General features: G+C 66.7%; 12 protein-coding genes and 1 pseudogene. 9 read left to right on the plus strand and 4 right to left on the minus strand.

From position 1 onward, the window contains the following. Window positions 1–11 precede the first annotated feature (11 nt). Window positions 12–1,322, plus strand: a complete 1,311-nt coding sequence (locus AC4D2W_RS07675) for an MFS transporter (RefSeq protein WP_490926332.1) — start codon at window positions 12–14, stop codon at window positions 1,320–1,322. On the opposite strand, the gene AC4D2W_RS07680 is transcribed toward AC4D2W_RS07675, so the two are convergent. Then, on the minus strand, window positions 1,294–2,205 hold the full coding sequence (locus tag AC4D2W_RS07680) for a phosphatase PAP2 family protein (protein WP_490926333.1): 912 nt from the start codon (window positions 2,203–2,205) through the stop codon (window positions 1,294–1,296). The genes AC4D2W_RS07675 and AC4D2W_RS07680 overlap by 29 nt on opposite strands. A gap of 185 nt (window positions 2,206–2,390) precedes the next feature. Between AC4D2W_RS07680 and AC4D2W_RS07685 the strand changes: the two genes are divergently transcribed. The 5 genes from AC4D2W_RS07685 to AC4D2W_RS07705 all read left to right on the plus strand — a co-directional run bounded on the left by AC4D2W_RS07685 (window position 2,391) and on the right by AC4D2W_RS07705 (window position 7,106). Further along, entirely contained in the window at window positions 2,391–3,335 is a 945-nt protein-coding gene (locus AC4D2W_RS07685) for an o-succinylbenzoate synthase (protein WP_490926815.1), read from the plus strand. Continuing rightward, window positions 3,332–3,592: a hypothetical protein gene (locus AC4D2W_RS07690; protein ID WP_490926335.1), complete on the plus strand. Its 261-nt coding sequence runs from the start codon at window positions 3,332–3,334 to the stop codon at window positions 3,590–3,592. Before AC4D2W_RS07685 ends, AC4D2W_RS07690 begins: the two co-directional genes overlap by 4 nt. Window positions 3,593–3,778: 186 nt before the next feature. Continuing rightward, entirely contained in the window at window positions 3,779–4,231 is a 453-nt protein-coding gene (locus AC4D2W_RS07695; protein ID WP_490926336.1) for an ester cyclase, read from the plus strand. 66 nt (window positions 4,232–4,297) lie between these two features. After that, window positions 4,298–4,786, plus strand: a complete 489-nt coding sequence (locus tag AC4D2W_RS07700) for a GNAT family N-acetyltransferase (RefSeq protein WP_490926337.1) — start codon at window positions 4,298–4,300, stop codon at window positions 4,784–4,786. Window positions 4,787–5,024: 238 nt separating this feature from the next. Further along, entirely contained in the window at window positions 5,025–7,106 is a 2,082-nt protein-coding gene (locus tag AC4D2W_RS07705) for a PhoX family protein (protein WP_490926338.1), read from the plus strand. A 30-nt stretch (window positions 7,107–7,136) separates the two neighbouring features. On the opposite strand, the gene AC4D2W_RS07710 is transcribed toward AC4D2W_RS07705, so the two are convergent. Further along, the gene (locus tag AC4D2W_RS07710) at window positions 7,137–7,730 is read right to left on the minus strand and encodes a hypothetical protein (RefSeq protein WP_490926339.1); all 594 of its coding nucleotides are present in this window, start codon (window positions 7,728–7,730) and stop codon (window positions 7,137–7,139) included. Window positions 7,731–7,924: 194 nt separating this feature from the next. Here AC4D2W_RS07710 and AC4D2W_RS07715 point away from each other — a divergent pair, with 194 nt between their 5' ends. Both AC4D2W_RS07715 and AC4D2W_RS07720 read left to right on the plus strand, forming a co-directional pair. Next, window positions 7,925–8,683, plus strand: coding sequence for a sulfite exporter TauE/SafE family protein (locus AC4D2W_RS07715; RefSeq protein ID WP_490926340.1), 759 nt, complete (start codon window positions 7,925–7,927; stop codon window positions 8,681–8,683). Window positions 8,684–8,746: 63 nt separating this feature from the next. Beyond that, window positions 8,747–10,129 carry an MBL fold metallo-hydrolase gene (locus AC4D2W_RS07720; RefSeq protein WP_490926341.1) on the plus strand — a complete coding sequence of 461 codons (1,383 nt, stop codon included), beginning with the start codon at window positions 8,747–8,749 and terminating at the stop codon, window positions 10,127–10,129. Window positions 10,130–10,206: 77 nt separating this feature from the next. Here the strand turns inward: AC4D2W_RS07720 and AC4D2W_RS07725 are convergent, their stop codons facing one another. Beyond that, window positions 10,207–11,349 (minus strand): MFS transporter, encoded by a 1,143-nt coding sequence (locus tag AC4D2W_RS07725; protein ID WP_490926342.1) that lies wholly within the window; start codon window positions 11,347–11,349, stop codon window positions 10,207–10,209. A gap of 68 nt (window positions 11,350–11,417) precedes the next feature. Between AC4D2W_RS07725 and AC4D2W_RS07730 the strand changes: the two genes are divergently transcribed. Continuing rightward, window positions 11,418–12,011, plus strand: a complete 594-nt coding sequence (locus AC4D2W_RS07730; protein WP_490926343.1) for a TetR/AcrR family transcriptional regulator — start codon at window positions 11,418–11,420, stop codon at window positions 12,009–12,011. Between the two features lie 52 nt (window positions 12,012–12,063). On the opposite strand, the pseudogene AC4D2W_RS07735 reads toward AC4D2W_RS07730, so the two are convergent. Continuing rightward, window positions 12,064–12,784: pseudogene (locus AC4D2W_RS07735) on the minus strand (VIT1/CCC1 transporter family protein). Window positions 12,785–12,830: the final 46 nt, after the last annotated feature.

The raw sequence follows: 12,830 nt of genomic DNA on the forward strand, positions 1-12,830 counted from the left end.
AGCCTGAACCGGTGCCTGCCGATTCCTTCAGCCTCAAATCCATAGCACTGCCGGCATTCGGGCCCACCCTCCTGTACGGCCTGGCCACCGGCGCCATCCTGCCGGTGATTGCCCTGACCGCCCGGGATCTCGGCGCCTCCGTGGCGCTGGCCGCACTGGTCATCACGCTGACCGGAATCGGTTCCCTGCTCACCAATGTGCCCGCCACCGTGCTCACTACCCGGTTCGGGGAGAAATGGGCGCTGGTGATTGCCTCGGTCTGGTGCGCGGCGGCCATGGCCACTGCTGCGCTAGCGCCGGTGCTGTGGATCTTTGCGCTGGCCGTCTTCATGGTGGGCATGGCCGGCTCAGTGTTCGGACTGGCCCGGCAGAGCTACCTGACCGAGGCCGTTCCGCTGGACTACCGGGCCCGGGCGCTGTCCACCCTGGGCGGAGTCAACCGCATCGGCGTTTTCGCCGGACCGTTCGCTGCTGCCGCCGTCATCCATTTTTCCGGCACTTCCGGCGCGTACTGGGTGGGCACCGCGGCGGCTCTGCTGGCCGGAATCATCAGCCTGCAGGTGCCGGAGCTGCGCGTACCTGTGGCGGCCGGTCCCGGATCTCCGGGCCGTCCCGGCGGCGCGGACCCTGGACGTGCCGGGAAGAGCCGACGCGGTGCCGGTGATCCTGCGCTTCCCACACCCACCGTGCGCTCCGTGCTGCGCAGCCACGGTACCGTGTTCCGGACTCTGGGCCTGGGCATCCTGCTGATCGCCGCCGTCCGGGCCTCCCGGCAGGCCGTGATTCCGCTCTGGGCCCAGCACATCGGCCTGGATCCCACCCAGACCGCCCTGATCTACGGGGTCTCCGGGGCAATTGACATGCTGATCTTTTATCCCGCCGGCAAGGTCATGGATCTGTGGGGCCGGCGCTGGGTGGCCGTGCCCTGCATGCTGACCATGGCTGCGGGCCTGGGCTTGATGCCGCTGGCCACCAATTCCACCGGGTTGCTGCTGGTGTCCCTGATCCTGGGTTTCGGCAACGGGATCGGATCCGGAATCGTCATGACGCTGGGCGCGGACTTCTCGCCCTCACCGGGCCGCCCGCAGTTCCTGGGCATCTGGCGCCTGCTGGCGGACAGCGGCACCATGGCCGGCCCGGCACTGCTCTCCGCCGTCACCGCCCTGGTGAGTCTCTCGGTGGGTATCGGAGCCACTGCCGTCCTTGGACTGCTGGGAGCTGCAGCGCTGTGGAAATGGGTTCCGAAGGGCCGGCCGGGGTATGGGCGCACAGGCGGGCCCGGGGCACAGCCGGTCAGCGGTTCTGATCTCCCGCCTGCATAGAGAACAGCCAGCAGGCCAGCGCGCTGAGCACGTAACCCACTCCGATGATCAGGCCCAGTCCGGACCAGAAGTACAGCAGCATCGCCTCGCTGCTGCCCAGCATCGTCATGCTCTCCGTGGCGTAGAGGTAACAGCCCACACTGATCACAAGGGCCAGCAGTCCGGGGATCCAGCACACGGCCGCGAATACCGGAGCCGTGCCCCGGCCCCGGCCGCCGGGCGGCCAGTAATTCCAGTCGGGCGTGACCCGCAGCATGACCAAACCGCCGATGAGCGTCCAGGTGCCCACCACCAGGAAGGAGGCCACGACGTCGGCGGGACGGTGCCAGAGGTTGATGAAGGTGGCCGCTCCGGCCAGTACGGCGTAGCTGCCGCCGGCCGCCGCAACGGCAGGCCGCCAGCGGGGCGAGGCAAGCAGGAAGACCACGGCTGCCGCGGAGGCTGCCAGGGTGGTGTGGCCCGAGGGCAGCGAATTGAAATCCAGAGTGACCACACCGCGGTCCGGGCGGTCAAAGAAGAACCGTTTGAGCAGCTGGCTGCTGACGTTGGCCGCTGTAAACGTGCCCAGCGCAATCACTGCCGGTGCCAGCCGGCGTCGTTTTATGGTGACGGCCAGCACCACCGCTCCGGCGATGAAGAGGGACAGCAGCGGCAGGTTGTCCAAAAACTGCAGCACCGGAAGCTTTGTTCCGGGCATTGCTCCTTCGGCTTCGCGCCAGGCCGATTCATCGGCCAGCTGGCCGGTGGTGGTGCGGACAAACGCCCAGTAAGTCACCGCCACCGCAGCAGCGCACAGCAGGGCCCCGAACAGGAACACGGCGGGGTTGGAGGCGGGTGCGCGCCGGACCGGAGCGCGTGCGTTCAGAAGATCACGGGTATTCATTGCCTACTAGTCTGCCACTGGACCTTGGCACTTGTCTGAATGCCGGCCGCAACCGGTGCCGGGAGGCACGGGATGCGCGCCGGGGCTAGGCTGGCGGGGTGGCTATCCCAGATTTGACCCCCGTCTCCGGATACCGTCCGGACCTGTCCGCCCTGCTCGCAGACGCCCGCGTGGTTTCGGTGCCCATGCGCGTGAAGTTCCGCGGGATCCTGCACCGCGAGGCCCTGCTGGTTCCCGGCCCGGCCGGCTGGGGCGAGTTCTCGCCGTTCCCCGAATACGACGACGCCGAAGCCGCGCCGTGGCTCGCGGCAGCCCTGGAGGCTGCGGGTGAGGGGTATCCGGATCCGGTCCGCACCTCCGTTCCGGTCAACGGCACCGTTCCGGCGGTGGGCGTGGAGCAGGTGGAAGGCGTCCTCGCCCGGTTCGGCGCGGTGAGCGCTGTGAAAGTGAAGGTGGCCGAGCGCGGCCAGTCCGTGGCCGAGGACCTGGCCCGGGTGGCCGAGGTCCGCCGGCTGCTGCCCGATGCCGGCATCCGGGTGGACGCCAACGGCGGCTGGGACGTGCCCACCGCCGTCGCCGCCCTGGAATCCCTGGCCGAATCCGGCCTGGAATACGCGGAGCAGCCGGTTCCGGAGATTTCCGGGCTCCGGGAGGTGCGGCTGGAACTGCAGCGCCGCGGAATCCCGGTGCTGATTGCCGCCGACGAGAGCGTGCGCAAGGAAACCGATCCGCTGCGCGTGGCCCGCGAGGATGCAGCGGACCTGATCGTGGTCAAGGTGGCTCCGCTGGGCGGGGTGCGCCGGGCGCTGAAGATCGTTGCCGCGGCCGGGCTGCCCGCCGTCGTCAGTTCTGCCCTGGACACCTCGGTGGGAATTCGGGCGGGTGTGGCGCTGGCCGCCTCCCTGCCTGAGCTGCCGTATGCGTGCGGGCTGGGCACGCTCTCGCTGATGGCGGGGGATGTCGCCGAAGAACCCATGGTGCCCGACGGCGGTGCCCTGGCGGTTCGTGACGTGCTGGTCGACGAGGACATGCTCGAGCGCCACGCTGCGGCTCCCGAACGCCGGCAGTGGTGGCTGGACCGCCTGGAACGCGTGTACGGGCGGCTGATGAGTGGGGACGGGACAGCATGAAGTACGTACGTCCCGCATCAACGTGCGTGCTGGCAGCTGCCGGGCTGGCCGTGTGGATCTTTGCGGACAGGCTGTTCCTCGGGCTCGGCCTGACGGCCCTGGGCCTGGTGCTGGGTGCTTTTGCCCCGAGCATCCTTGGACGGGTGGGAACGGCAAACAGGCTCCCCGGTAAAACCGACCCGGCGCACGTCAAGCAGTATCGGGCGGAGAACCCGGGAACGACCATTGCAGACGGGATCCGCGCTGCGCGCAAGTAGCCGCCGGCCGGCGCGGAGTCCTGCCGACGGCCAATCCCGCGGCTCTTCCCAGCGCCGGCCGCCGGACTTATGGTCAAGGTGTTCACTGCCTCAACCCGCAGATCCCTGGTGGGGCCGATCCGCAACGGCTGAGACACTTTCGCGGTGCGTCCCAGCGGCTGCACCCTGACTGATGAGGATGCAGATATGGAAGACACCACCCTGCCGGAGAGCGTGGGCGTCCTGCGGCGGATTCTCTTTGAGGGATTTGCCGCCGGTGACACCGGGATAGTGGACGAGCTGTGCGCTCCGGACCTGATAGAGCACCAGTTTGGCCTGGAGGGGCGCGGTGCCGAGGCGCTCGCAGGCGTCAAGGAGGCCATCCGCCAGGTTCACGAGGCCATGCCGGACCTGACCTATGAACTGCAGGACTGGGCCACCCGGGACCACACCGCGTGGGTGCGGTTTTACGGGCGCGGCACCAACACCGGGCCCTTCTTTGGGCCGCCGAGCGGCAGGGCGGTGGAGCTGACTGTCATCGACATTGCCGCCGTGGAAGGCGGGCGCATTATTGAACACTGGGGTGTGCCGGACCGGTTTTCCCTGCTGCAGCAGACGGGCGTGCTGCGCCGGCTGCGGCCGGCGGAGTCTCCCGGCTGAGTCCCGGCGGCGCAGCCGGTCGAAGCAGTAACCGCTGCGGCACCGCACCCGTGCAAGGATCGACCCATGACCCTGGCTGCCTTCACCCTGACCGGACAGATCTTTCGCCTGCGGCGGGCAACTGCCGCCGACGTCGGGCCGATAGTTGAACTGCTGGCCGCGGATGAGCTTCGGCGGGAGGTCGACTCCGCGGATCCCGACCGGCGCGGTGCATATATGGAGGCCTTCCGGCGGATCGACGCCGACCCCGCACAGTTGCTGGTGGTTGGAGTCGACGAGCAGGACAAAGTGGTTGCCACGATGCAGCTGACCGTCATCCCCGGACTGGCTCGTGCCGGGGCAACCCGGCTGCACGTGGAGGCCGTCCGTGTTGACTCGCGGCTGCGCGGAAACGGGCTGGGCTCGGCCATGATGACATGGGCGGCAGAAGAGGGTAGACGCCGCGGAACTTCGATGGTCCAGCTGACAAGTGACAAGTCCCGCGGCGCCGCGCACCGGTTCTATGAACGGCTGGGCTTCACGCCGTCCCATGTGGGGTTCAAACTCTTCCTCTAGGCAGGTATTTCCACGGAAGCTGCTCCGTTGTCCGCGCAGGCTGGTTTGTTCACTCGTCGTTCAACCCGGAGTTCCCTGTGCGTTGTCTTGCACTGCCACGGTGGGCAGCGACACATCCGCCGGAGGAAAGGCCCGACCCTTGACCGACCTGCTCAATACACAGCCGTCCGCTATGGAACCCGCGGCGAGCGATAACCCGCAGCCGGCGGGTACCGCGGCTAAGAGGCGGCTGCTCCCCATGCTCGGCCATACCCGCGGCAAGCGCAGCGCTGTTACCTGTGCGCTGAAGTGTGACAACGCCTGCAGTAAAGCGGTCTGCAACACCTCATCCAACAGTTATTTTCGGGATATCGTTTCAACGGAATTCTCCCGCCGCGCCGCGCTGGGCCTGGGCGCCGCCGGAGTGTTGAGCGCCGCGGTGGTGGCCATGGGCGGTGCATCGCCTGCCATAGCTGGACCCTCCGGGCAGGGCGGCGGCAATGCCGCCAAGAAACGTCTGGCCTTTGCCCCCATTGCCCCGGTGGATGCGGCGGTGGACAGCTTTGACGTGCCCGAAGGTTACGGCTGGGAGCCGCTGCTGCGGTGGGGGGACCCGCTGTTCGCCGATTCCCCGGAGTTCAATTTCGCCGGCCAGAGCGCTTCCGCGCAGGCCCGCCAGTTCGGCTACAACAACGACTATCTTGAGATACTGCGCCAGCCCAACGGCAAAAAGGGACTGCTCGTCTGCAACCACGAGTACGTGAACCCCGAGATCATGTTCCCGGCCGCACCGGCCTCCGCGGCCGAGGAAGCGGAACGGCGCAACATCTTCCGCAATGCCGTTGGAATGTCGGTGGTGGAGCTGGAACGCAAATGCTCCGGCACCCCCTGGTCCTACATCCGCGGCGGCAGGCTGAATCGGCGCATCACCCTGGACACCGTATTTGAACTCACCGGCCCCGCTGCCGGATCCGAGCTTTTGAAGACAGCAGCAGATCCGCGCGGCCGGTATGTTGCCGGGACCCTGGGCAATTGTTCAGGGGGCAGCACTCCCTGGGGCACTGTGCTTTCGGGTGAAGAGAACTTCAACGGTTTCTTCCGTACCGAGGGCACCAGCACCGAGGAACGCCGTTACGGACTTGGGAATGCAGCCACCGCCATGGGCTGGGAAAAAGAGGATCCGCGGTTTGATGCCCGCACCTCCGGCACCCGCAACGAGCCCAACCGGTTCGGCTACATTGTGGAGGTGGATCCGGAGGACCCGAAGTCCACGCCCCGCAAGCACACCAGCATGGGACGGCTCAAGCATGAGGGAGCCAACGTCATCATCGCCAACAACGGCAAGGCCGTGGCCTACATGGGTGATGACGAGCGCTTCGACTACCTCTACAAGTTCGTCTCCAAGAACAAGTACCGGAAGAACGACCGGCGCCACAACATGACTCTGCTGACGGAGGGAGACCTGTATGTGGCGCAGTTCTCCGGGAATTCTCCGGTCACCGAGATCGACGGTTCCGGAAAGGTCCCGTCGGACGGAGCATTCGACGGCGGCGGAAAATGGCTGCCGCTGGTGGTGGGCGGCAAATCCGCTGTTGCCGGGATGACTGTGCAGCAGGTGCTCGTTTATACACGGCTTGCAGCGGACAAGGCCGGTGCCACCAAGATGGACCGCTGCGAGGACGTGCAGCCGAATCCCGCCACGGGGCGGGTCTACGTTGCCTGCACCAACAACTCCAACCGCGGCGTCGGTGCCAACGCCCCAGCCGACGAGGCAAACCCGCGGCGGGAAAACCGGGACGGGCACATCGTGGAAATCACCGAGAACCGTTCCGACGCCGCCGGAACCAGCTTCAGCTGGAACCTTCTGCTGGTGTGCGGAGACCCGGCCCAGGGCGATGCAACCTACTTCGGCGGTTATCCGCAGGACAAGGTCAGTCCTCTGTCCTGCCCGGACAATGTGGCCTTTGACTCCGCCGGAAACCTCTGGATTTCCACGGACGGCGCACCTTCGGGCATCGGCTTCAACGACGGACTGTTCAAGGTGGGCCTGACCGGGCGAGAGCGGGGCAAAGTGGAGCAGTTCCTGTCAGTGCCGCGGGACGCCGAAACCTGCGGCCCGGTAATCCACGATGAAGAATCCATGGTGTTCGTGGCGGTGCAGCACCCGGGAGAGGACGGAACCTACGGGGCCCACAACTCCTATTTCCCGGACTATGTGGCCGACGGCGGTGCGCCGGCATTCGGTGAAGCGAGGGTTCCCCGGCCGGCTGTGGTGCAGGTGTTCCGCAAGGACGCCAACCCGGGCCGCCCGGGACACAAAGGCCGACGCGGGAAGGGATAGAGTCGCCCGCCGGCAGCAGGCGCTCTCCTCCTAGGGGCCGATGTATTCGCCCGTGTATCCGTCCACGGTTCCCGCTTGGATGCCTTCGCACTGGGACACCCCGCCCGGCGTAACCGGCTCGTAGTTGAGGCAGAACGCAATGTAATACGGCGTGCCCTGCTGCCAGGCCGCGTAGGCCTGGTCATACGTAAAGGTAAACCGGGTGGGGCTGTCCTGCCAGGAAAGCTCCTCATAATCCGCCGGCCATTGCTGTTCCGGGTTGTTGTAGAAATAACACATTTGAGTGTCGCCGGACGTAAGGAAGGTGTCCCGGGCGCAGTATTCGGCCATGGTGATGTCCCCGTTCATCACCGCATCCATAGCCTCTCGCGGCGTCATCTCCAGCGCTGATTTGGGACGTTGCGGGGGCTGGGCCGGTGGGACCGTTGGTGCCTGGCCCGGTCCGGTGCTTGGCGGACTGCTCGTAACAGTGGACGGGCCGGGAGAATCCGACGGCGAGACGGCTGGCGCGGACACGGTGACCGTGACCGGTGCTTCCGCAGTCTCGCCTGAACTGTTGGTGCAGGCAGAGAGCGTGAGAACGCCGGCGGCAGCGGCGGCAGCCAGTTTTAGGGAGGAGTTCATGCCGGTTCCTTCGACGGAGCTGTTGCTCCCTTAAAGGGTCCACAGGCCACGGTCTCGAAAACAAGACTTTCCCGAAACTGCTCCCCGGCCGGAACTACGCCAGGGACAGGAAAGGCCGCCGTCGAGCCCACCCGTGACGATGTCCTCGCCAGCCTGCCGTCCGCAGCCGCGAAATCCCCGGAGGCAGCGGCGTCGTGATTGTTGCCCTTCTGCTGGGCCTGGTCGTCGGGATTGTCCTCGGCGTAGTCGGCGGCGGCGGCTCCATCATCGCCGTTCCGGCGCTGGTCTACGGTGTGGGCCTCAGCCCTGCGGAGGCAATCCCCACCTCTCTGCTGGTGGTGGGGGTATCCTCGCTGGCTGCACTGATCCCGCGGATCCTCGGCTCGGTGAACTGGCCGGTGGTCGCCCTGGTTGGTGCAGCAGGCATTCCTTCATCCTGGGGCGGTGCCGCAGTGGGCAGCCGCCTGGACCCGGACCTGCTGATGCTGGCCTTTGCAGCCATTATGGTCATCGCCGGAATCCGGATGCTCTCCGGCGCCAGGGAGAGCGAGGGGTCCTGCAGCACCGGGCCTTCGAGGTCCTTCCGGACTTGCGCGCCCAAGGCAATCGCCGTCGGTCTGCTCGTTGGATCCCTCACCGGGTTGCTGGGGGTAGGCGGCGGCTTCCTGATTACTCCGGCACTGACGATTTTCCTCGGGCTGCGCATGAAGCAGGCTGTTGGTTCGTCGCTGGCCATCATCGTCATCAATTCCGCGGCCGGATTCAGCGCTCACGCGTCCGGATTCAGCATTGACTGGTCCACCACCCTGGCGTTCGCGGTTCCCGCCGTCGTCGGATCCCTCGCTGCAGCCCGGCTGGCCCGCAGGCTCAGGGACAAGCAAGTCCGCCTGGCCTTCGCGATCCTCATCTTCCTGGTCGCGGCCTGGGTCATTGTCAGCACCGTCACGGGCTGACCCACCCCGCCCGCCCCTTCGGGCACCAGTTCCAACCTCCCATTCCCACAGAAAGAGAAACCCATGCTTATCGAACGCATCTATGACGAAGACCTGTCCCAGGCCAGCTACCTGATCGGCTGCCAGGCCAAGGGCGAGGCGATCGTCGTCGACGCCCGCCGCGACATTGCCGGTTACCTGGATCTCGCCGCCGCCAACGGCATGAAGATCGTGGCCGTCACCGAAACCCACATCCATGCCGACTTCCTTTCCGGAACCCGGGAACTGGCCGCGGCCACCGGTGCCGCCATCTACGTGTCCGGTGAAGGCGGAGCCGACTGGCAGTACGATTTCGACGGCGAACGCCTGCATGATCTGGATACCGTCAAGCTCGGCAACATTACGGTCCAGGCGCTGCACACCCCCGGCCACACCCCGGAGCACCTGTCCTTCCTGATCACCGACGGTGCCTTCAGCGACTCCCCGGGCTACCTGCTCTCCGGTGACTTCATCTTCTCCGGCGACCTCGGCCGCCCGGACCTGCTGGACGAAGCAGCCGGCGGCGTCGACACCCGTTTCATTGGTGCCAAGCAGCTGTTCGCCAGCCTGCGGGACAAGTTCCTGACCCTGCCCGACTATGTCCAGGTTCACCCCGGCCACGGCGCCGGCAGTGCCTGCGGCAAGGCGCTGGGTGCCATCCCGTCCTCCACCGTCGGCTACGAACGCCGCTTCGCCTGGTGGGGCCCGTACCTTGAGGCCAACGACGAGCAGGGCTTCATTGACGAACTGCTGGACGGTCAGCCCGACGCGCACGCCTACTTTGGCCGCATGAAGCGCGAAAACCGGCAGGGCCCGGCCGTCATGGGCGAGCGGGCACCGCTGCAGGAACTGGCCACGGACGACGTCGTCCGAGATCTCGCCGCTGACCGCGCCATCTTCGTGGACACCCGCCCCAACGCCCGCGTCCACGAGGGCACCGTCGCCGGGGCGCTGAACATCCCCGCCGGAAAGTCCGTCGCCAGTTTCGGCGCCTGGGTGGTGGATCCCGAGAAGGACCAGTCCCCGCTGGTGCTGCTGGCCGAGGGCCGGGATCAGGCGCAGGAACTGTGGGACCATCTGGTCCGCGTGGGCATCGACAACGTGGCCGGATACGTCACCAGCCTCGACGGGCTGCCGGCCTTCACGCCGCCGCTGGTTCAGCCGTCCGACCTTCCGGACTTTGACGCCGCGATGGTGCTGGATGTCCGGAACCGCACCGAGCACGCGGCCGGACACATTCCGGGCTCGCACCAGCTCAGCGGCGGCCGCGTGCTGTGGCACCTGGACGAACTTCCGGAGAGCGGGACCATCGTGACCTACTGCCAGAGCGGCGTACGGAATTCCGTGGCGGCCAGCGGCCTGCGCCGCGCCGGGTACGACGTCGTCGAACTGGACGGCAGCTACGCCGCCTGGGCGGCACAGAAATAACCTCCGGAGACCCGGCGCGGACGCGCGCCGAATGGTGATTCGGGGCGCACGCTAAGGGGCGGGAATCCTCTTGCCCCTTAGCGTGCTCGGGCCTGCGGCTGCTGCGGCCTGCGCCCCAGAATGCTTGCGGCGCACACGCCGGCGGCAAGAAGGAATGCTGTGCCGTAACCCGCCGGTTGGATCAGCGCACCGGTCACCGCTGATCCGGCGGACTGCCCCAAGACGAGACTCATGAACAGGACGGATGTCCCGGCAGCGCTGCTCGGTGATACCTGTGCGGCCCAGATAATGAGGACGGATGTTGCCGCCGTATAGGAAAGCCCAAACAGGGCGGCTGCAGCAAAGCCGGCAACGAGGTTCTGCGGAGCCAGGGCAAAGAGGGCGGTTGCGAAAGCCGTCGCAATAACGGTTGCCGGCCAGGTAACCCGGAGGGCGTGCCTCGCCAGCCACGGGGCGGTGAAGACGGCGGCGGCTCCACCGAATCCCAGGGCAATCCAGACAGCCGCGGACTCACCGGTGGCCAGGCCGCCGCGTTCTTCAAGGAGGGCGCGGCCGTGCACCCACACCGCGGCGCAGCCGATCCCGAAGACAAAGGCAGCCGCTGCTGGATGGCGCAGGCCGCCTATGCTGCCCCCGAGCCGCACCGCCCGGTCCGGGGCGGGCTCAGCAGCCGGGCCGGACCGGTCCCGGGAGGTGTCTGCACGAAGCACCGTGACCATTGACGTCAGTGCGAGCAGCGCAATGAACCACCAGGCCAGACGCCAGGACATCTGACCCACTGCCAGGGCGAGGATACCGGCGGCAATGACTCCAAACCCGGTGCCGGAGTTCACCACTGATTGGACCCGATCCTGCTCGGAACTCCTGATGTTGCGCTGCACCAGTTCCACCAGCCCGGGCGAGGCGAAACCTGCGCCCATGCCTGCCAGCAGAACTGCTCCAACAAACAGGCCGGTGTCCGGTGCGACGGCGATTCCCGCGCTGCCCAGCGTGGCCGTCATTCCGGCCAGAAGGACCACGGGCCGGGGTCTTGCCGGTGCGTAGCGGAAGCCGAGGGCGGCAGATGCGCAGTACAGCACCGAGGTCCCGGAGGCGAGCAATCCTCCCGCCAGGGGCGTCAGGGTGAATGCCGTCGAAAAGACAGGAAGGAAGAGCCCGTACCCGAGGCGGGCCAAGCCGTACGTGGCCGCGATCAGGGCGGCGGCGCCGACCGTGAACATCGGACCTGCCTGCTGCTGGAGAGGCTGTAACGATCGTTTCATTGAAACGAACGTTATAGCATTGGAAGATGACTGCACAACCCGGCCCCCGCCAGCGTCTGCTTGATGCAGCGGAAGAGCTTGCCTTCACACAGGGAGTCGCCGCTACGCCGGTGGATGAGATTCTTAGACGTGCCAATGTTGCGCCGGCCACCCTTTATGCACACTTTGGCAACAAGGAAGGGCTTATTGTTCAGGCCCTGCAGCGGCGTTTGGAGCGCTGGGATGAGGCATGGCAGCAGGAGATAGCCGACGCATCCACGCCCAGGGAGCGGCTGCTGGCCGTCTTTCCCGCCCTGAAGCACTATCGGGCCAGCGTGACGGCTGCCCGGTGGTGCGCCTTTCTCGGGGTGGCGGCCGAGTCGCCGCGTCCCGGGCAGGCCCTGGACGACGCCTTGTCCAGTGACACGGACCTGCTGGAGGCGCGGCTGAGGGAACTGGCAGTCCCGGTGGCCGGTGCCGACAATGCGGATGCTTTGGCAGGGCAGCTGGTGCTGGTTTACACCGGAGTGCTGGGAATGCTCCTCCGCGGGGCGGACACGGAGACGGCAGCCGACGTGGGACTGCAAGCCGCGGATGCCGTGGTCAGTGCTGCGTTGACTTCAGGGGACGGGCCGCCGTGAGATCCATCTCCCGTGCCTGGCCTCACCCAGAGTTGTTTGTTCGTTCTCCTGGCTAGGCGATGCCGGTGGTTCCCAGCAGCGTTCCCACCAGATAGGTGAAAGCCATCGCCAGCGCGTCCCCGATGACGAGGCGGGCCACGGCCCGGCGACGCGAGCTGCCGCCCACCCGGGCACTGACGGCACCTGTGATGGCAAGGGCCGCAAGGACCGCGATGAACGTCACGGGAATGCGGATTCCCGCCGGCATGAGGAGGATGGCCAGCAGCGGCAGAACGGCCCCGGCCGCAAACGCACCGGCTGACGCGAACGCTGCATGCCACGGGTTGACCACTTCGAGTTCATCGATGTTCAGCTCCACGGCGAGATGCGCTGCGAGGGCGTCATGGTCGGTCAATTCGTCCGCAAACCAGGCGGGCAGTCGCCGGAGAGAGCCCCTTCTGCTCATAGAGGCCGGCCAGCTCAAGCAGTTCCCCCTCGGGGTCTTCCCGCAGCTCCTGGCGTTCCTTTTCAATCAATGCCTCTTGGCTGTCGCGCTGGCTGCTGACCGAGACGTATTCCCCGAGCGCCATCGACACCGAACCGCCAACAACCGCAGCTGTCCCTGCCACCAGGATGGGAGCGAGGGTGTTCGTAACACCGGCGACGCCCACCACCGTTGCCGCCGTCGACACAATTCCGTCATTCGCGCCAAGGACTGCGGCACGAAGCTAGTTCAAACGTTCCGCCACACCGCCTTCATGCGGTTCGCTGCGCTGTCCCGGTGTTTCTTCCATATGTGAAAGTAAAGCATTGGAACAAGTGCGCAACTACACTTTTACC

The sequence above is a fragment of the Arthrobacter sp. TJ-58 genome (genome assembly GCF_058269295.1).